The sequence below is a fragment of the Pseudomonas alkylphenolica genome (assembly GCF_004025535.1).
In the GTDB taxonomy this organism is placed as follows: Bacteria; Pseudomonadota; Gammaproteobacteria; order Pseudomonadales; family Pseudomonadaceae; genus Aquipseudomonas; species Aquipseudomonas alkylphenolica_A.
The window spans coordinates 756,184-775,388 of sequence record NZ_QJRG01000047.1; the positions used below are offsets into that span (position 1 = coordinate 756,184).

The 19,205-nt window shown below is 58.9% G+C and carries 24 protein-coding genes; 22 read left to right on the forward strand and 2 right to left on the reverse strand.

Translation table 11 applies throughout. The features are described 5' to 3' along the window. Window positions 1-17 precede the first annotated feature (17 nt). A complete protein-coding gene (locus DM813_RS18965; protein WP_128324903.1) occupies window positions 18-200 on the reverse strand; it encodes a type II toxin-antitoxin system HicA family toxin in 183 nt (60 codons plus the stop codon). A gap of 191 nt (window positions 201-391) precedes the next feature. Between DM813_RS18965 and DM813_RS18970 the strand changes: the two genes are divergently transcribed. After that, the gene (locus DM813_RS18970; protein WP_128324904.1) at window positions 392-727 is read left to right on the forward strand and encodes a phage holin, lambda family; all 336 of its coding nucleotides are present in this window, start codon (window positions 392-394) and stop codon (window positions 725-727) included. 48 nt (window positions 728-775) lie between these two features. Beyond that, complete coding sequence (locus DM813_RS18975) at window positions 776-1,201, forward strand: proteasome subunit beta (RefSeq protein ID WP_128324905.1); 426 nt, start codon at window positions 776-778, stop codon at window positions 1,199-1,201. Here the strand turns inward: DM813_RS18975 and DM813_RS18980 are convergent. Further along, window positions 1,188-2,003 carry a toll/interleukin-1 receptor domain-containing protein gene (locus DM813_RS18980; RefSeq protein WP_128324906.1) on the reverse strand — a complete coding sequence of 272 codons (816 nt, stop codon included), beginning with the start codon at window positions 2,001-2,003 and terminating at the stop codon, window positions 1,188-1,190. The genes DM813_RS18975 and DM813_RS18980 overlap by 14 nt on opposite strands. Before the next feature lie 86 nt (window positions 2,004-2,089). Between DM813_RS18980 and DM813_RS18985 the strand changes: the two genes are divergently transcribed. The 20 genes from DM813_RS18985 (at window position 2,090) to DM813_RS19085 (ending at window position 19,090) form a co-directional block, all read left to right on the forward strand. Next, window positions 2,090-2,689, forward strand: a complete 600-nt coding sequence (locus DM813_RS18985) for a hypothetical protein (protein WP_128324907.1) — start codon at window positions 2,090-2,092, stop codon at window positions 2,687-2,689. 2 nt (window positions 2,690-2,691) lie between these two features. Continuing rightward, complete coding sequence (locus DM813_RS18990) at window positions 2,692-4,179, forward strand: terminase (RefSeq protein WP_128324908.1); 1,488 nt, start codon at window positions 2,692-2,694, stop codon at window positions 4,177-4,179. An 8-nt stretch (window positions 4,180-4,187) separates the two neighbouring features. Beyond that, a complete protein-coding gene (locus DM813_RS18995; protein WP_128324909.1) occupies window positions 4,188-5,594 on the forward strand; it encodes a DUF4055 domain-containing protein in 1,407 nt (468 codons plus the stop codon). After that, window positions 5,584-6,633: a phage head morphogenesis protein gene (locus tag DM813_RS19000; protein ID WP_128324910.1), complete on the forward strand. Its 1,050-nt coding sequence runs from the start codon at window positions 5,584-5,586 to the stop codon at window positions 6,631-6,633. Before DM813_RS18995 ends, DM813_RS19000 begins: the two co-directional genes overlap by 11 nt. Before the next feature lie 38 nt (window positions 6,634-6,671). Then, entirely contained in the window at window positions 6,672-6,986 is a 315-nt protein-coding gene (locus DM813_RS19005; RefSeq protein WP_128324911.1) for a hypothetical protein, read from the forward strand. 84 nt (window positions 6,987-7,070) lie between these two features. Beyond that, complete coding sequence (locus DM813_RS19010) at window positions 7,071-7,781, forward strand: hypothetical protein (RefSeq protein WP_128324912.1); 711 nt, start codon at window positions 7,071-7,073, stop codon at window positions 7,779-7,781. Window positions 7,782-7,793: 12 nt separating this feature from the next. After that, window positions 7,794-8,762, forward strand: coding sequence for a major capsid protein (locus DM813_RS19015; protein WP_128324913.1), 969 nt, complete (start codon window positions 7,794-7,796; stop codon window positions 8,760-8,762). A 48-nt stretch (window positions 8,763-8,810) separates the two neighbouring features. After that, window positions 8,811-9,392: a hypothetical protein gene (locus DM813_RS19020; protein ID WP_128324914.1), complete on the forward strand. Its 582-nt coding sequence runs from the start codon at window positions 8,811-8,813 to the stop codon at window positions 9,390-9,392. Between the two features lie 39 nt (window positions 9,393-9,431). Further along, window positions 9,432-9,824, forward strand: coding sequence for a protein singed (locus tag DM813_RS19025; RefSeq protein WP_128324915.1), 393 nt, complete (start codon window positions 9,432-9,434; stop codon window positions 9,822-9,824). 2 nt (window positions 9,825-9,826) lie between these two features. Continuing rightward, complete coding sequence (locus DM813_RS19030) at window positions 9,827-10,207, forward strand: glutamate 5-kinase (RefSeq protein WP_128324916.1); 381 nt, start codon at window positions 9,827-9,829, stop codon at window positions 10,205-10,207. A gap of 2 nt (window positions 10,208-10,209) precedes the next feature. After that, window positions 10,210-10,641: an HK97 gp10 family phage protein gene (locus DM813_RS19035; RefSeq protein ID WP_128324917.1), complete on the forward strand. Its 432-nt coding sequence runs from the start codon at window positions 10,210-10,212 to the stop codon at window positions 10,639-10,641. After that, window positions 10,638-11,042 carry a phage tail terminator-like protein gene (locus DM813_RS19040; RefSeq protein ID WP_128324918.1) on the forward strand — a complete coding sequence of 135 codons (405 nt, stop codon included), beginning with the start codon at window positions 10,638-10,640 and terminating at the stop codon, window positions 11,040-11,042. Before DM813_RS19035 ends, DM813_RS19040 begins: the two co-directional genes overlap by 4 nt. A 183-nt stretch (window positions 11,043-11,225) precedes the next feature. Next, the gene (locus DM813_RS19045) at window positions 11,226-11,426 is read left to right on the forward strand and encodes a hypothetical protein (RefSeq protein WP_128324919.1); all 201 of its coding nucleotides are present in this window, start codon (window positions 11,226-11,228) and stop codon (window positions 11,424-11,426) included. A 94-nt stretch (window positions 11,427-11,520) separates the two neighbouring features. Next, entirely contained in the window at window positions 11,521-12,690 is a 1,170-nt protein-coding gene (locus DM813_RS19050; RefSeq protein ID WP_128324920.1) for a phage tail tube protein, read from the forward strand. A gap of 57 nt (window positions 12,691-12,747) precedes the next feature. Then, on the forward strand, window positions 12,748-13,260 hold the full coding sequence (locus tag DM813_RS19055; RefSeq protein WP_241653201.1) for a hypothetical protein: 513 nt from the start codon (window positions 12,748-12,750) through the stop codon (window positions 13,258-13,260). Between the two features lie 366 nt (window positions 13,261-13,626). Then, a complete protein-coding gene (bamE, locus tag DM813_RS19065) occupies window positions 13,627-13,953 on the forward strand; it encodes an outer membrane protein assembly factor BamE domain-containing protein (protein WP_128324922.1) in 327 nt (108 codons plus the stop codon). 56 nt (window positions 13,954-14,009) lie between these two features. After that, entirely contained in the window at window positions 14,010-16,772 is a 2,763-nt protein-coding gene (locus DM813_RS19070) for a tape measure protein (protein ID WP_128324923.1), read from the forward strand. After that, entirely contained in the window at window positions 16,769-17,446 is a 678-nt protein-coding gene (locus DM813_RS19075; RefSeq protein ID WP_206617403.1) for a hypothetical protein, read from the forward strand. The genes DM813_RS19070 and DM813_RS19075 overlap by 4 nt, the downstream gene beginning before the upstream one ends. Continuing rightward, window positions 17,436-18,596 (forward strand): phage head spike fiber domain-containing protein, encoded by a 1,161-nt coding sequence (locus DM813_RS19080; RefSeq protein ID WP_128324924.1) that lies wholly within the window; start codon window positions 17,436-17,438, stop codon window positions 18,594-18,596. Before DM813_RS19075 ends, DM813_RS19080 begins: the two co-directional genes overlap by 11 nt. Further along, complete coding sequence (locus DM813_RS19085; RefSeq protein WP_128324925.1) at window positions 18,593-19,090, forward strand: DUF1833 family protein; 498 nt, start codon at window positions 18,593-18,595, stop codon at window positions 19,088-19,090. The genes DM813_RS19080 and DM813_RS19085 overlap by 4 nt, the downstream gene beginning before the upstream one ends. The last annotated feature ends 115 nt before the right edge of the window (window positions 19,091-19,205 follow it).

Here is a 19,205-nt window from a genome sequence, read left to right on the forward strand (position 1 = left end):
TTCAGTTGGTAGGGGCCTCATTTGAGGCCCAGTTGCTTGATGATTTCCTTCCTAAGCCCTTCACCAATCTCTTTTGATCCGTGGCTTGGGAAGATCGTCTGGCGGTCCTTGTATCGAATCTTGAAGTGGCTACCGCTTGCTGACTTCGAGAACTCGACCCCTCGGGCCTCCAACCATCTCCTGAACTCGCTGTACTTCATCAACTCTCCTTTGTTGTGTTGATGGGCTCAGTATATAAACACAAGTGTTCAGTGTAAACACTTATGTTTATATATTTTGGCTCGGGCATTCGTCTGGGCTTTTCGCTTTCGGCTCCTCCACACCCATTGCTCCGAGCTGGGAGTGCCGCAGGAGCCGAACCTAACTCGCTCCCCGAAAGGGAGGAACCGGAATGAACCATATGCCAGACAAACCAGACACCTGGCTTATCGTGTTTGCGTGGCTCAGTCAGCATGCTCCAGCTTTCTATGCAGCCGGCCTGGCCGTGTCGATCTCGGCACTGCGGATCATTTATGGTGGTGGCACCAAGAAGGCGGCCTTCCTCGAAAGCCTGCTTTGCGGCTGTATCACTCTCGCGATGCTTTCCGGACTTGAGCTGCTGGGGATTCCACAGTCTGCCGCCGGAATTGTTGGCGGGATGATCGGCTTGCTTGGAGTGGACAAAATCCGCGCCTACGCCGATCGTTTCACAGGGTTCAAGTTGCCCGGGCGAAACCCCGAGGCGTAGCCCGCGCCACAAATTCAAGGTGCGCCGTTTCGTGGCGCGGAGAACTGAATGACCACTATCGCCTACAAAGACGGAGTGATCGCCTACGACTCCAGAACAACCCGTGGGACAGTCATATCCGATGATGACTGCGAGAAGTTGAAGGTGGTTAAGGGTGTTGGCTTTATCTGCACCGGCGCGGTTTGTGACTACGACGCGTTGATAGCAGCCTACTTTGGTACCCCGGCTTCATCCCAGGTCGAGGCCTCTGGCTATGCAGTCGCCGACGGTGAGTTGTGGCTCGTTGGGCACGATGACAACACGGGCATCTGGAAGACCAGGATCGACCTGCGCCGTGCTGATGCCATTGGCAGCGGTTCACCATTCGCACTCACTGCCATGGATATGGGCGCAAGCGTAGAAGATGCGATACGCGCCGCAATAAAGCGTGATATCTACACCGGCGGTGCGATTCGCACCCTTAGGGTGTATTAGGCCTAGCGGTCTTTTTTTCGAACGGTAGCTGTTTCCATTCGTTCTGAGCCACCTCATGACGGAACCCAACGATGACTACGCGAGCTTCTGTTAGGGACTTGATACGTATTTGCAGCGGATGGGTGGGTGTTATCGCGCCACCCATGGTCTTGTAGTGGAATGAATGGATCGTCGTGCCAGCGGTATCGCTAGGGCTGTTGATCCGATATCCACCAAAGAATGGGGTGCCGTTCACCGACTCGCATGAAAATTCATTCTCATTGTTTGTAGTTTCGATCAGGAAACTACCATTCGGCTCCATGAAATGAGATGCGCTGACTGTGACAACTACTGATTCTTCACCATCCAGATCGGCTGAATAGCTTAGGTTAGAAAACTCCCCATGCTGAGGAGCAAAGGATGTATTGCCTTGGGTGACGTTGACTATCTGGGCGATGGCTGCTTCTAGGCCTGCTGAATACATATCGATGTACAGAGTTTGCGTGAGAAGCGGTGGCATTGAGCTTCCATCGACTCTTACTGGAATGATGCGTGTCTTGCCGCGAGATGCAGAAAATAGGGCATTTTGCCATTCAAGTTTCACCATCTGACTTGCAAGACTATTTGCCGAAACAAAGAAGAACACAAATTCTGGTGCCTCAAGCCCTTTGTTCATTTGATCGATGATTCCATCGCCTGGGCGTATAGACCATGAGTCATAGAACACGGCGGACTCCCCGAAGATTCCTGCGAGCCGTAACGCCACTGGCTCGACCACTGGCTTATCTGCGTGGTTGTGGCTGAGGAAAATCTTGTGACCCATGGAATTCCCTATCACTCTGGATTGATGAAGTGGCCATCATCTCGTGATGGCCAAGCAATCTCAATCTCCTATCGGTACGTTTCCTCATGACAACCAAGCAACCCGACTGGGAGGCGATCGAACGAGCCTACCGGGCCGGGGCGCTTTCCATCCGCACCATCGCTGACCGGCATGGTGTGAGTGACACCGCAATCCGCAAGAAGGCAAAGGCCCAGGGCTGGGCGCGTGACCTCTCGGAGCAAGTTCGAAAAGAGGTTCGCAACAAGCTGGTTCGCGGCGAGGTTCGCGAAGACCAATGTGCGAACCCTGAGCGTGACGCAGAAATCATCGAAGAGGCGGCAGAAGAAGGCGCGACGGTTGTTCGCAGTCATCGCCGCGATATTCGCAAGGCCACGAACCTTGCGAACCTGCTGATGGATGATCTGCTCACTACGATCAAGAAGCGCGAAGAGATCGAAGACGCCATTGCTGATGAGACTGCCGCCGATGAAAGCGGCTTCCGTCGCAGCTCGATGCTTGCAGCTGTCGCCCTGCCCAGCAACGCCAAGACCCTTTTCCAGTTGTCCTCGGCCATGAAGAACCTGCAGGTGCTCGAGCGCACTGCATTCGGCCTGGACGACAAGGAACAGTCGAAAGACTCCGACGAACTCTCGCAGCTGATGGATGAACTCTCGAAGGACGCCTGATCATGAAGCCCGAGCACCTGAAACTGCTCCGGGATCGGTTCTGGCGGCTGAATAACCTGTACTTCATCACGGACAAACAGGGCAAGAAGGTCCGCTTCCGCATGACGCAGGAGCAGATCGACTACTTCCAGGGGATGCACACTCGCAACATCATCCTCAAGGCCCGGCAGCTTGGGTTCACCACTCTGGTCTGCATCGTCCAGCTGGATGCCGCGCTGTTCGAAGCGGCGAAGTGCGCGCTTATCGCTCACACCCTGAACGACGCCAAGCGCTTGTTCCGTGAGAAGGTGAAGTACGCCTACGACAACTTGCCGAAAGAGATCAAGGCGGCCAACCCGGCGCGCAACGACGCCGCGGGCGAGCTGGTTTTCAGCAAGGGTGGATCGCTCTACGTTTCGACCTCATTCCGGGGCGGCACACTGCGTTACCTGCATGTGTCCGAGTTCGGGAAGATCTGCGCCAAGTTCCCGCACAAGGCACGGGAGATCGTCACCGGTGCGTTTGAGGCTGTGGCCGCTGAGTGTTTCGTTACCATCGAGTCTACGGCCGAGGGGCGGGCGGGCTACTTCTTCGACTACAGCCAGTCTGCCGAGAAGCAGCAACTGGCCGGCGTGCCCCTGGGCCTGCTGGACTGGAAGTTCTTCTTCTTCAGCTGGTGGCGGAACCCGCTGTACTGGCTGGAGCCGACCGATGTTGTCATCCCCGACCGGCTGACAAAGTATTTCGACGAGCTGAGAGTCAAGCACGGCATCGTCACCAACCCAGGCCAGCGCGCCTGGTACAGCGCCAAGGAAAAGACCCTCGGCGACGACATGAAGCGGGAGTACCCGTCGATCCCTGCCGAGGCATTCCAGCAGACGATCGAAGGCGCTTACTACGCCAAGCAGTTCACCAAGCTCTACGCCGCCCAGCGCATCGGCAAGCTACCTGACAACAGCCACCTGCCGGTGCACACGTTCTGGGACATCGGCGTGGGCGACTCCACGGCCATCTGGTTCGTCCGGATCGTCGGCGAGGAGTACCACGTTGTCGACTTCTACCAGAACAGCGGTGAAGGCCTGCGGCACTACATGAAGGTGCTGAAGGATCGCGGCTACGAGTATGGCGAGCACTGGGGCCCCCACGACATCGATAACCGGGAATTTGGTAGCGACGGCAAGACTCGGCGAGAACTCGCCCGAGAGGGCTACGAGATCGACGGCCAGGTCTACCGCATGACGTTCCAGGTGGTGCCGAAGCTGGGCATCGATGAAGGCATCGAGCAGGCCCGGGAGATTCTCCCGAACTGCGCCTTCGACGAAGCCAAGTGCGAGGAGGGCATCACCGCTTTGGAGAGCTACCGCAAGGAATGGGATGACAAGCGCGGGTGCTGGAAAGACAAGCCTCTGCACGACTGGTCATCCCACCCGGCCGACGCCTTCCGCTACTTCGCTGTGGCCAAGACCAAGCGCTCCGTGGTCAAGCACGTTCCAATCTCGTTCACTTTCTGAGGCCACCCATGCCGAATTTCAGTCCCCGGGCAGAGTACTCGGAAGCCTTGCCCGGCTGGCAGCTGGTCAAGCGCTGCGTGGCCGGTGCCCGCGAGGTGCGCAAGCACGATATCTACCTGCCGATGCCAGACCCTGAGAACAAATCCAAGGAGAACCTGGCGCGGTACAAGCAGTACAAGAAGCGGGCGATGTTCCTGAACATCACCGGGCGAACGCGCACTGGCTTGCTGGGCGCGGTGTTCCGCAAGACTGCCGAGCTGCAGCTCCCCACCGGTGTCGAGTACCTGAAGGAGAACGCCAGCGGCGATGGCACGAGCCTGGAGCAGCTTTCGAAGGACTCTGTAGGGGAGTGCCTAGATAGCGGCCGTGGCGGCTTCCTGGTGGACTTCCCGGCGGTTGAAGGGGTGTCCTCGATGGCTGACATGCAGGGGCGTCGCGCGCTTATCCAGCACTACGGCGCCGAGTCGATCGTCGACTGGGATGAGCAGGTGGTGGACGGGGTAAAGCGCCTGGTCTATGTCAGTCTGCGGGAGTGCACATCGGAGTTCAGCCCAGACAGCCTGGAACGGACCACGGGCACCCAGTACCGTGTACTGCTGTTGGTTGACGGCCGTTATGTTCAGCGTGTCTACGCAGAGGACGGCAAGACTTTCACGGAGGTCGCGCCCCTCGACAAGAACGGCCGACCCTTCGACCACATCCTGTTCAGCTTCTACGGCGCCCAGAACAACGACGCCAGCGTCGACAAGTCGCCGCTCGAGGACCTGGCCGATGTGAACATCCTGCACTACGGCAACAGCGCAACGGTGGAGGAGAGCGGGTTTATCAGCAGCCAGCCGACTCTGTTCATCACTACGGATATCAGCGCCGACGAGTTCGCCAAGGTGAACCCGAATGGCATGCACATCGGCTCGACCCGAGGCTACAACCTTGGCAAGAGCGGCACCGCAACCCTGGTCCAGGCGACCGAGAGCCAACTGGCCCGCACGCTGCTGAAGGACAAGGAAGAGCAGATGCTGATGATCGGCGCTCGCATCGTCCAGAAGGCGGGCGGCGCCGAGACAGCTGAAGCGGTGCGCATACGGTACAGCTCCGACAACAGCGTGCTGGGCACCATCGCCGGCAACGTGTCCGAGGCCCTGAAACGGGCCATTCTCGACGCCGAGCGCTTCATGATGGGCGAGCCGGACGAGAAGGGCACGGTCTTCTGGCTCAATCAGTCGTTCTTCGACGAGACCATGACGGCTCAGGACATCCTCGCTCAGGTCCAGCTCTGGCAGCAGGGCCTGATCGCCAAGTCCGACCTTCGCACCAACCTGCGGCAGGGCGGTGTGCTTGAGGCCGATCGCACTGACGAGAAGATCGACGCAGAAATCGAGACCGAACCACCAGTAGGCGGAAGCGATGAGCAATGAAGGCTACCTGGAGGACGCCGCCACTCGGCATCAGATCTACGTCCAGCGGTATGCAGGCGGAAACCTGAAGCGTGTAGCGTCGTTTATCAGCAAAGCCATCAGGACCGCCAAGCAGCGCGTATCGGACGGTTTGAGCGCATATGGCACCAAGCGCTACACCGCCCAGATGGAAACGCTTCAGGGCGATTTGCGGGGCATATACGACGACCTCAAGGGACGCGCTCAGCTGGATCTTGGTGAGTTCGCCGAGTATGAGGCTGAATTCAACGCCACGATGCTGGGTAAGGTCGTCCGCGCGGTGGTTCAGCTCAATGTGCCGTCCGCCGAGCTGGTTTCGGCTGCTGCCCTGGCCGACCCCATGCTGCTGGAGGCTCGCAAGGGTGTTCAGCGGATCAGCATCAGCGGTGCGCTTGACCAGTTCGGCACCAAGAAGACTGCCGAGATCATCGGTGAAATCCAGATCGGCTCATCCCTGGGCGAAACCAGCCAGCAGATCAGCCGGCGCCTGAGCAGCATCCACCAGATGCAGAAGGATCAGGCGTCGGCCTTGGTCAGCACCATGACCAATCACATCGCCGCCACAGCGCGTGCCGAAGTTATGAAGCAGAACGACGACATTCTTCTGGGGATGCGCCGGGTCGCCACCCTGGACAGCCGCACCACGCTGTTCTGCATGAGCATTGACCAGACGATCATCCCGCTGGATGGCCCAAAACCGCCTTATCACTGGCGGTGCCGCACGACGCTGATTCCGGTGCTCAAGCCTGAGTATGCCCGGGAGATACCAGGCTCCACGCGGCCATCAGTCGGCCCGGATGGAGTTAAGCAGGTCAGCAGCAAGACCAGCTACCCCGAGTGGTTGGCACGGCAGCCTGCTTCGTTCCAGCGCGATGTGCTTGGCCCGGCTCGCTACGAGCTTTTCAGCAAAGGCGAGTTGCCCATCGATCGGTTTGTTGACGACAACGGCAAGACACTGACCCTTCAGCAGCTGCGCGAGCGAGAGCCGATGGCATTTGAGCGGGCTGCTATGCCGCTGTAATGTGCTCCTCGAATATCGGGTGTGAGGAGAAATGCGGCATGTATGGAAGCCTGTCAGCTGCAGAGCTTGGGAATTTATTTCTAGCGTTCAAGGTTGTTTTGCAATACCCCGACCACGCCAAGCAGAAATGCGTAATGGCCAAATGGGTTCTGGAATTGATTTCAGAAGCGTTTGCGGCGGGCCGCTTGGAAGATTTAAGGCTTTGGACGGTATTCAGCAGGGTCTATCTGTTGCCGGGAAAATACCCAGAAGATTTGCATCATAACGTCGGTGCATTTCTTTCCACTGAGCTCGCAATGGCTCAAGGCACGCCGTGCCAATACTTCGACCTCAGTGACATGTTCACCATCTGAACAAACATTCTTCTCGTAACCGCCTCAATGGCGGTTTTTTTATGCCCGCAGGCAGGGCCTGCACAACGTCTCTGGGAGACAGCAATGACCTTGAAATTCCAACTGGACAGCCTCGACGGCGTCGACGAATCCATTCAGGCCCTGTACGTCGAGAAGGACGGCAAGTTCGTTCTCGGAATCGATGGTCTCCCGCAGCAGGAAGACGTCAGCGGCTTGAAGGCCAAGGTTGACGAACTGCTCGGCGAGAAGAAGGCGGCCGAGAAGGCGCGCAAAGAGGCCGAGGAAACTGCTCGACTCGAGCGTGAAGAGGCAGCCCGCAAGTCTGGCAACGTCGAAGAGCTCGAAAAGTCCTGGTCGGAGAAGTACGCGCGCCGCGAAGCAGAGCTGACCGGCCAACTCGAAAGCACCAACAGCACCCTGCAAGGCCAGATCCGGGATCTGACCGTGGGCCGCACCGCTACCGAGATCGCGACCACTCTGGCCATTCCAGGCAGCGCCAAGGCATTGCTTCCCCACATCGAACGCCGGCTGAGCGTCGAGCAGCGCGACGGTAAACCCACCGTTGTCGTGCTGGACGCGGCCGGCAAGCTCTCAGCGGCAACGCTCGATGAGCTGAAAGCAGAATTCACCAACGATCCGGCCTTTGGCCCGCTGATCGCTGGCAGCAAGGCATCAGGCGGCGGGGCCGGTGGTGCTGGAAAGGGCGGCGGGGCCGCAAAAGGAAACATCGGCGGTACCAAAGAGGAGCGCACGGCGGCGATCGCCAGCCGGTTCCCAGACCTCCCTCAGAAATAAGGATCGACAACCATGTCCCTGACGCAAATGCAGGTTTTCAACGAATACATTATGCCGGCGACCATCGAGACGCTGGATCAGATGCTCGTTGCGTTCAATGCCGCCAGCCGCGGCGCCATCGTGCTGTCCCCGGACGGCTTCACCGGCGACTTCCTACAAGAGTCGTTCTTCCAGACCCTGGCCGCTGCTCAGCGCCGCGTGGATCGCTACGCCGCCAACGGCGCCGCGCCGATCACCGACCTGACCGAGCTGAAAAATACCTCGGTCAAGGTTGCTGGCGGCTTCGGCCCGATCCGCTATGAGCCGTCGCAGATGACCTGGCTGGAGCGTCCGACCGCCCAAGGCATCGAGGTCGCTTCCCGCGCATTCGCTGAAATCCTGCTGAAGGACCAGTTGAACACCGCCATCGCCGCTCTGGTGGCCGCAATCACCGCCCAGGCCTCAGCGGTCAACGACGTATCCGCGACTGCCGGTATCACTTATGCCGGCCTGAACAACGCTCACGCGAAGTTCGGTGATGCCAGCCAGAACCTGGTCACTCAGGTGATGCAGGGCACCAGCTATCACAAGCTGGTTGGTCAAAACCTGGCAAACCAGCAGCAACTGTTCCAGGCCGGCAACGTTCGCGTGATCGACATCCTGGGCAAGGTATCGGTTGTGACCGATGCCCCTGCACTGATGCAGGACGGCACCCCGGACAAGGAAATCATCCTGTCCCTGGTGCAAGGCGCAGCGCTGGTGCACGACGGTCGCGACATCATCAGCAACGTCCAGACCACAAACGGCAAGGAGCGGATCGAAACCACGCTGCAGACCGACTACACCTTCGGTCTGGGTCTCAAGGGCTACACCTGGGATGTAACCGCCGGCGGCAAGTCCCCGACCGATGCCGAACTGGCCACCGGCACCAACTGGGACAAGACCGCCACCAGCATCAAGCACACCGCCGGTGTTGCTCTGATCGGTGACGCTTCCAAGTAACCCTGACGGTGGGCTGGGCCTTTGGCCTGGCCTGCTGAGGACATTCGCATGAGCAAGAACAACATCTGGTACCTGGCGGGCCCATTCCACCAGTACCAGGAAGATGTGAAGGCACTGGCCAAGGAACACGGCCTAGTGATCATCGACGCCAATGCAGCCGAGAGTCGCAAGGGGGAAGCCAAGGATGTCCCTGAGGTTTCCATCCGCCCTGAGCTGCGCCAGGTCGCGGTGCTGGTCGAAGCAGGCGGCCTGAGTGACGACGTGCTGGATCGCCTGACAGTCGAGCTGGCATCGATCGGCGTGATCGTCGAGTCGTTCGCCGAGCAGCGCCTGACGAAGCCGGAAGGCGAATTGGGCGAAACCGCGTCCCGCCTTGTCGAAGTGCTGGCGGCGGTTAATGCCGGCGTCGCCAGCCTGCAGCGTGAGCGTGATGGCGAGGCTGCAAAGGTGGTCGCGCTGGAGGGGGAGAAGGCCGAACTGCTCAAGCAGTTGGAGGCGCTCAAGCCTTCGAACGTAGATCCAGAGGTCGAGGCGCTCAAGGCCCGGCTCGACGCTGCCAGCGTCACCTACCGCGCCAACGCCTCGAAAGAAGCGTTGCAGAAGGCCGTCGACGACCTGCCCAAGGCGTAAAACCGGGGCTGCGGCCCCATTCATTCAAGCGGAGGCCTGATGGCTACTTACATCACTGTGGCCGACGTGGATAGCATCCTCGGGGCTGATTGGGCGCCTGATGAGGCCAAGGAAGAGGCGGTCTTCGAGGCGAACGCCTACCTGACCGCGCTGAACCTATTCGGCATCGACATGGATGACATCCCCGACGATGTGAAGCAGGCCGGCGCCCGCCTGGCCAAGTGCGCGTCGCAGGGCAAGCTCTACCAGCAGCAGACCGAGGGATCGCTTGAAGCCAAGACGGTCAAGGCTGGCTCGGTATCGACCAGCAAAACCTTCGGCTCGATCGACAAGACTTCCACGGCGGCCCAGCCAGCGTGCGTGCAATTGGCCCTGGCCCTGCTCACGCCTTGGCGCAGCAACCCGTTCGCCTTTGCAGTTAAACGGGGGTAGGCATGGGCATTCGCGACGAAATCCAGGCCGACCTGGCCGAGGCCTTCGACGAAGACCTGGCCGATGCGGTCGTGCCGTTCTCCGGTACCTACATGGGCCCGGGTGTGTGGGACCCAGTAAACGAGACGACCACGGCCCAGCCGGTGATCTACACCGGGCGCGGAGTGCTCGACAGCTACGACAGCCGGCGCATCGACGGGGTGAACATCCTAGTGGGCGACGTACTGCTGATCTGTCTGGCCAACGAGGTCACCGACAAACCAGCTGTGGGGCACAAAATCACCGCTGAAGACCTGCTGACTGGTGAGCAAGCGACATACACGGTCGTCAGCCCCGGCATCGATCCGGCCAAGGCCCACTACGAGATCCAGCTGAGGAAGTGACCATGGCCAAAGGGAGAGGGTGGAGTACGCCTCCGAGCGCGTTTGCTGAGGTGGTTGAAGAGGATCTCACGAAGCGTGTCCGAGTAATCGCGATGGCAATGCTCAATGAGATCGTGCTGCGATCACCGGTAGGTAATCCTGATCTCTGGAAGCGCCCGCCGCCACCCGGGTATGTCGGAGGTAGATTCAGGGGTAGCCACATCGTGAGCATTGGCGAGCCCGTATACACGGTGACGACAAAAGCCGACGCGGCCGGCAGCGAGACGATCAGCCGCGGTGCCAGCCAGCTTTCGGGGCTGGAGCCGTTCACCACGGTCTTTATCCAGACGAACCTGCCATACGCAGAGCGCTTGGAGGATGGCCATTCCACTCAGGCGCCAGGCGGTGTGTATGCCGTCTCTTTTCACGGCGTTTCCCAGGCCTACAGCTCATGACCTTCGAACAGATTCGCGCCATTGTCATTGGGCGCATGCAGCAGTGGGCCGGGATTTCGGCGGCGGACGTGGACTACCCGAACAACGCTCAGCCATTCAGCCCGGCTGGCAAGACCATATGGGCGCGACTGGCCGACATCCCCGGTCTGTCATCGACGCCAGAAATCGGCATCGGGCCGTGCGTGCGCCGCACCGGGATCATCGTCATCCAACTGTTCGTGCCGACCTACAAGGGCTCGCTGGCGATCACCCGGGCGGCCGACACCCTGGTCGAGCAGTTCGAGTTCTACAGCGACCCAACAGGGCCATTTGAGTGCCACGCGGCATCCGCCCAGGTCATCGGTGATGATGGCAACAACTGGTACCAGGTGAACGTGCGGATTCCATACAGGGCCTACTGACCATGGTGAAAAGCATGTCCAGCGGAGCAAAAGTTGTTTTCACCTGGCCTCGTCCAGTTGATCCAAAGAATTGAGAGGCGCTTATGTCAAAAACATCACTGGAGCTGCACCGCAGCTTGATCCGCGCGGCTAAGGCTGCGCTTGCCGCCTGGGAGCGCTGGCTTTCTTCGAAGGAGAAAGGCGATGAGTGAAAGCATGACCATTGACCAGGTGCGCGAAGAGCGCCGCATCCTGGCCGAGCAGATTCATGGCGCGGTCAAGGCCTTCAACGAGAAGACCGGGCTCAGCGTCGAATACGTCAACCTCCAGTATGTCGACCTAAACGCTTTCGGCGAGATTAGCCGGCAAGTCCTGACCTCTGTCGAGGTAGAGCTGAACATCTGAACAACCTGAACCACCGGGCACGCTGACCAGACACGCCGCTAGGCCCCTCTGGTCGCCACGCCTCCCCGGATCACTACGATCTAAGGAGGCTCCGATGAGTTCGGGCGCTAAAGTTTCGACCGCGTGGAAGCGCGAAGTCACCCCAGGTGTAACACCGGCAGGCAACTGGAACGTGCTGACCCGTGTCAGTTTCGGTCTTTTGCCGACCTATAACAGCGAAGAGAACAACGAAATCGGTGCCGACCGGATGGCCCAGGGCACAGCCCAGACCACCGTGGATGTCGGGGGCGATGTAGAAACCAAGCTGCGCTACGGGGCGCTTGATGAGTTCATGGCCTCCTGCTTCGGCAAGGACTGGGCCGGCAACGTCCTGACCATGGGCAACGACCGCATCACGTTCTCGATCGGTTCCTACGCCAGTGACATTGGGGTTGCGGCCGTTGCCCGCGGCGCCCAGGTCGCGACGATGAACTTCGAAGTCCCGAGCGACAACGAAATCACCGTCACGACCACGTTTGCTGCTACCTCGTGGGAAGACAAGGCCGATAACACCTCGTTCATCGTCAACCCGCAGGTGGAGGCCAAGCAGCGCCGGTACGGCTTCAAGGACGTGAGCGGTCTCAAGATCAATGGTGAGCAGCTCGGCGAGGACAACGCCTGCGTTGACAGCTTCAACCTGCAGTTCGACAACGGCGTGCAAACCCAGCGGTGTATCGGCAACGGTAACCCGTTCCCGGGCAACATCATTCCCACCATCTTCACCCCGTCCGGCTCCATCACTATCAGCTGGTCGAAGAAGGCCTATGAGTTCTGGAAGGCCCAGCAGACCAGCAGCGCATTGAGCTTCGAGTTCACCCTGAACAACGCAGATGGGGGTTACACCTTCCTGCTTCCTGAAATGGAAGTCAGCGGCGATTGGCCTGATGGTGGCTCGACCGACATCATCCAGGTCGAGTTGAGCTACACCGGCCGCCGGGTTCCGCCCACCATTACCCGTACCCCGGCGCCAATTGCCGTCACGGGTGTGACTGTGGCGCCAACCACTGCGAGCATTCAGGTGGCCAAGACTCGCGATCTGGAGGCCTTGGTGGCGCCGGTGGGCGCGAGCCAGCAAGTCACCTGGTCGACGTCCGATGCGACCAAAGCCACCGTCAGCCAGACCGGTCTGGTGACCGCTGTAGCCGTGGGCACAGCCACCGTCACCGCTACCAGCGCGGCCGACCCGACCAAAAACGGCACCGCGACCATCACCATCACCGCGTAACCCTTTGCCTGGCGCGCCCTGCGGTGCGCGTCGGGCCTTTTACCGCAGAGGAACATCATGGGCATCACCATCAAGAAGCCTGAGCTTGATCTCAATGGCGAGCGTTGGGTTGAGTTCGCCAAGGGCGCCAAGATCCTGGTCGCATCATTCGGCAACTCAGCGTTCAAGTCGCACAAAGCGCTCGTGCAGCGGCACCTTGACGCTATCGATGCCCAAACCAAGGCAGGAACGGCAAGTTTCAGTTTGGAGCCGGTTGCAGACATCGAATTCGAATCCGGCGACGACCTGTTCTACGAGCTTGCCGCCCGCTACCTTATCAGGGACTGGCAAGGAGTGGATGTCGCAGAGAACCCTGGGGTGCCAGCCGAATACACCCCTGAACTGTGTATTCAGCTCATGGGGATGATGCCTGATGTCTATTGGCTCGCGATCCGCACTGCGTTAGACATTTTGACTCGCGCTGAAGAGCGAGCAAAGGAGACCGCAAAAAAGCGGTCGCCGCCTACGTCTGGGGGCGCGACTGGGCGGGCGAAGCAAACGAGAAAGCCCGCTGGAAGCGTGAAAGGCTGAAAGATGTAGCGCCTGTTCCTCCACAGCCAGAGATCGACGGCGTCATAGCCGAGATTCTTGAGGCCTACTGCTCAATCAGTCGCACTCGGCAGTATGTCGGCATGATAGGCGCTCCGGCTCCAATCCCTCCAACGTCGATCACAGAGCATCTGTCCCGTTACCCATCATCGATATGCCGCGAAGAGTTCGATGCCGCAATATTCTCCCTGGATGACGAGTTCCGCCGACACTGGGGCGAGCAGCAGGAGAAGGACAAGCCGAAGGGACCGCCTAAAAGCAGGTAGGGCGCGTTTATTGCGAAGCTCTGTTTTGGTGGCAAATGATGGAGGTGGTAGATTCTCAACCACACAAAATGGAGAGCTGGTGATGCTGAAACTCGTGGCTGTTTTATTTATGTCGTTGTTGCTTGGAGCATGCGCCAGTAGCGGACAGAAGATCACTCCTGACCTCATCACTCAGATTGAGCCGGGGAAAACCACTGTCTCCCAAATGAATGACTTGTTTGGCGCGCCAGCCAGCCAGTCGTACAGCTCCGACGGGAAGCTGGCTATGACGTGGATGTACGTATTCGTTGGTCCATTCGGCACAGGCATGAAGCAGCAATCCTTGGCTGTGCTGTTCAACACTGACAGCACAGTAGAAAAGTACAACGTAATCGATGCCGCCCCTGGTGGCGTAAGGCTCGGTCAATGAGCGCAAGAATCAGTTGAGACCCGCTACGGCGGGTTTTTTTACGCCTGGAGGAAGCTATGTCGCAGGAATCCCGCCTTGCGGTGACCATCGACTCGAGGGACGCGCAGCGAGACGCAAAGTCGATGACCAAGGATCTCAACGCCATGGAGGCGGCGGGAAATAAGGTCGATCCAGCTATGCGCAAGGCCGGATCCTCCATGGAAGACATGGGGCAGAAGGCATCCAGCAGTGGGGCAAAGGTCAGAAGTCTTGAGGGCCAGACAGGTCGGTTAATATCGACGGTATCTGGCCTGGCGGCCCCATTGGCCGCAGCATTCAGTGCGGCAAAAATCGCCGCTGCGGCTGAGCAGTACACAAACCTGACAAACCGCTTGAGGCTTGTTACTGAGGGATCGGAGCAGCTTGCATATGCCCAGCAGTCGGTTTACGACATCGCTCAGAACTCTAGGCAGTCGCTAGAAACAACCGCTCAGGTGTACCAGCGTATCGCTCAGAACGGCCGGCAACTGGGCCTAAGCTTCGAGGATGTTGCCAGCGTAACTGAGACAGTAGCCAAAACGGTTGCTTTGAGTGGAGCAAGCGCCCAGGCCGCAGATGCTGCAATGGTTCAGTTTGGCCAGGCGCTAGCTTCCGGAACCCTTCGCGGGGATGAGCTGAACTCAATCCTCGAGCAGACACCGGCACTTGCCCAAGCCATCGCCCGGGGGCTGGGTGTAACAATTGGTCAGCTCCGGTCGCTTGGGTCAGAGGGGAAGCTGACGTCGGCTGCAATTGTGGAAGCGCTCCAGAACCAGAAGGACCAGGTCGACCAGCTCAGCGCTAGCTTGAACCTGACCGTCAGCCAGGCCATGACCGCATTCAACAATGCGCTCGTTGCCACTGTTGGACGCCTGGACGAAGCGACCGGCGCTAGCAGCAGGCTCGCGAGCGGTATTGCTTCCCTTGCCAAGGCAATGGATGGATTCAACTCTGGTGAGTTCCTGGACTTCTTCCGTGCCGACAAGCAGACCGTTGCGGGCCTGAATAACGAACTGAGCGTCACCCTGGCCGGCATTCGTGATTTGCAGAATGCGAGATCGAGACTCAAGAAGGGTGACGAGAAGGACAGCGTATTCTTCAAGTTTGAGCTCTATAACCGTGCGGAGATTGATGCAGAAATTGCTGAGCTTGAGGGGAAGGCCGGGACCATCAGGACGATGGTTTCTCGTATGGGAAAAGCATCTGCTGGGATAGGCGCGCAAAAGCCTCAGGGTGAAAGCCCGGTAACCCCAGTAAACGCTGAGTACGAGAAGCTACTGGCCAATCTCAAGAAACAGGCAACCTTGCAGGGTCAGAACACCGAAGCGGCAAAGGTTCGGTACGCAATCGAGACCGGCGAACTGGGCAAACTGCTTCCGGAGCAAGAAAAGCTGCTTCTAAAGTACGCCGAGGAGAAGGACGCAAAGGTTGCAGCAGAGAAGGCTACGAAGTCGGCTGCTGCAGCGACGGCCAAAGCGCAGGCCGCAGCGGGAAAGGGCATTCCGGAGGCGATGAATACATTCGCCAGGCTGTATGCCCAGTATGACCCCGCAGCAGAAGCCGCCCGAGCTTTGACCAAGGAGCAACTACAGCTTGACCTGGCCCTGAGCAAGGGAAAGATCAGCCAGGACGAATACGGCAAGGCTCTGGCACAAGCCTCGACCAACTACGCAGCCGCAATCAAGGGGGCGCAAGGCCTTACCCAGGCCGAGGAGTACCGGGCGCAGCTTGAGAAACAGCTGAGCAACCAGCGCACGCAATACAGCCTCGAGGCTCAGGGCGTAGGAATGGGCGACCTGCAATCGTCCCGCTTACAGCAACGTGTGCAGCTCGAGCAACAGACCAACGACCGTATCTTGCAGTTGCGTACCGAGCTGGCTAACGCCACGACCGAAAAGCAGCGGCAGGATCTGCAGGCGCAGATTGACCTAACCAACGAGTACTTGCCGAAGCAGCTTGAAGCTCTTCAAGCAGGCCAAGCTCAGATGGATCAGGCCATGCTAAACCCCATCAATGGGTGGACAGCGGCCGTGCAGAACTTCGGCAGCCAAGCGATGGATGTTGCCGGCCAGACTCAATCGATGTTCTCGAGTGCCTTCGGGTCTATCACGACCGGACTTAGTGACCAGATCATGAATCTGAACCTGTCGTTTCAGTCTTTGGGAGAGCTCGGCAAGAACGTTCTGAGGGAAATAGTCGCTGGTTTCGTGAAGATGGGTGTTCAGATGGGGCTGAACGCGGCGCTTGCGGCAACGCTTGGAACTGCGACCGCTGGCACCTCCATCGCTTTGGCTGGTACTACCGCTGCGGCCTGGGCGCCAGCTGCGGCATTGGCATCGCTCGCAAGTTTCGGCGGTAACTCCATCCCAGCAGCAGCTGCACTGACCTCGACAACAGCACTCGCAACCACGCTGGCCGCAGTTCCTGCTTTCGCCACTGGTGGTTACTTCTCTGGGGCTGGTACCGGCACATCGGACAGCAATTTGGCCAAGCTCAGCGACGGCGAGTTTATCGTCAATGCGGCGGCAACCAGGAAGAACCGCGCTCTACTGGAGGCCATCAACTCTGGTGAGCGAGTAGCGACGACGGGCACGGCTGCAGCTGGATCCGGATCGGGTTATGGCCAAATGGCGCTGACGGTGAACCTCATCGAGGACAAATCCAATCCTGGACAGGTCACCCAGACTACCAATGACGACGGTGAAAACATCCTCCAGATCACCGTGGCCAGCATCATGGGTGACACACAAGTCTACCAAGCCATAAGCACGAAATTCGGACTTCAAGGGGTTGGTTCATGATCGAATACCCAGCAGAGCTGCCTGTGCCGTTGCAGGACGGGTACGCTCTCGACACCCCTGTCGACCCTATGCTGCGCACCAAGATGGAGTCAGGCCGAGCTCGTCAAAGGCTCAACTTCGATGAGGTGCCATACCTGATCAACGCCAAATGGAATTGCGATCGCAACCAGATGGCGTTTTTCCAGGGGTGGTACGCCCGCGAGCTGATTCAAGGGGTGGAGTGGTTTAAGGCCACCCTCCTGACACCAATTGGCTTCAAGGAGTACGAATGCCGGTTCGCCGGCCACTACACCGGGCCTTCCCTGGTCCAGGTCAGCCGCTGGGAAATCTCGGCGACCCTTGAGCTGCGCGAGCCACCGCTGATGAACCCGGGGTGGGAAGACTTCCCGCAGTATTGGTTCATGATGAACATCATCGACCTGGCACTCAATCGCGAGTGGCCTGAAATGGTGTTCGACTACCCGACCTATGCCGCGGCGATTGCGGCAATTCGTACGTTGCGCCCTGGACTCACGATTACGATCGAGAGAGACGAGACGCATGGTGGCAAACAAGGCGTTTACCAGGTTGTGCGTGCGGATAGCCCGTCACTCAGCATTGATTTCCTAAGCCAGACCTACTTGGTAGGTCAAACCAATGATTATCTGCTGCTGGTGAGGTCGTATGGAGGCTAAGTCATTTGGTGATCTGATCACCTTCTCGCGGGCCAGTGTTGCCCGGTACTTCAACTCATCTGGCCTGCTGGTTCAAGCCGCAGCAGATGTACCACGTTTTGAGTTTGATCCCACCACCCTGGCGCCGCGCGGGCTGAAAATGGAGCCGCCTCGCACCAATAGCCTCACCTTTTCGCAAGACTTCACAAACGCCGCATGGGGTAAGGTCAACTGTTCGATTGCTGGCGCGGCAGGTGTGGCGCCGGACGGATCAAATACCGCAGGCCTGATGTCGGTTACCGCTGTTGGCGGCGGTGTGTACCTGTGGCGCGCTGCGCAGGCGTGGGCGAACGCAACTCCATACAGCTTTGGGTTTTTCGCCAAAGCAGCGGGCACAACCGGCGTGACGATATCACTGCCAGCAATTGCGTTTGGAGTCGGTCAGCAAGTCAACTTTAGCTTGACGGGAACCGGGGCGTTTGTGGTGGTTGCTGGTACCGTTCGCGCTCGTATCCAGCAGTGTTCGAACGGTTGGTATCATTGCAGCGTGACCATGACGACAACTGCCGCAGGCACGCAGGATTGGGCAGCTATCCAATTGGGTCAGGCGATCGGCAACAGTGTGCAAATTTGGGGTGTGCAACTTGAGGTTGGTGAAGACGCAACGTCATACATTCCAACCACAACAGCGGCGGCGTCCCGCGCTCAAGACCTGGCATACGTGGACAATGTCAGCCCGTGGCTGAAGCAGAAGGAAGGAACCCTGCTTGCCGAGATGGTGTACCTGTCATCAAGCTTGGGGTTCGCGGCAAACCTGCAGCCAGACGGTGTGGCAGGGGCTGCTGTGCGTATCTCGCTGTATACAAACGTGCAATTGATTACACAGGTTTATGACGACTCCGCAGTTGCCATATTCGGCTATGGGTGGCCAGGAGAGACAGCGCGCGGGCAAGTGTACAAGCACGCTGTGGCCTACAAAGAGAATGACATCAGGGCCGTACTGAATGGCACGCTGAGCAACATTCAGGGGCCAGGTTCCCCGCCAACAGTAGACCGACTGACGATTGGCGCACGCGGCGTCTCAACCAACCCCATCAACGGATACATCCGCAACCTGAAGTACTACCCAAGCCGCCTATCTATCCCTGAGCTCCAAGCGATCACCACATGACAATTCTCGAAGATACCTACCGCGAGGCAATAGCTTCAGGCGGTAAGGAAGCGTTCGTCCGCACGTTGGAGATCACTTGCCCATCGTGGAGTGAGCCAGTGCTGATCTGCAACGGGTTCAAGGATCGCATTTGCGGCACAGAGGACGGGCGGTTGCTCACCTTTACTGCCGCGAACATCGGCATCGCGCTGCCCCAGAAGAACAACAAGGGAAATCAGGCGCTGGCCTTCGCCGTGGACAACACGACGGGAGAGGTGCAGCAGAAGGCTGATCTGGCTCTGGATGGGAATGCGCGGGTGACCGCAGTCTATCGCGTGTTCCTGGCCAGCGACACGTCGGCGCCGTGCGAGAAGCCTTACCGGATGTCTGTGAGCAGTGATTCCTTTGAGCAGAACCTAGGAACCCTGCAGTGCGGTTTCTTTGATCTGATCGGCACTGGTTGGCCGCGCGCCCTCTACACCACGAACTTCACCCCAGGCCTCAAATACCTCTGAGGGTTTCCCTATGGAATGGATCAACACGTACCTGTCCTGCAGGTATGAGGACGGCGCTCGCGGTCCAGAAAGGTTCGACTGCTGGGGGTTAGTAAGGGATGCACGCCATCGGTAC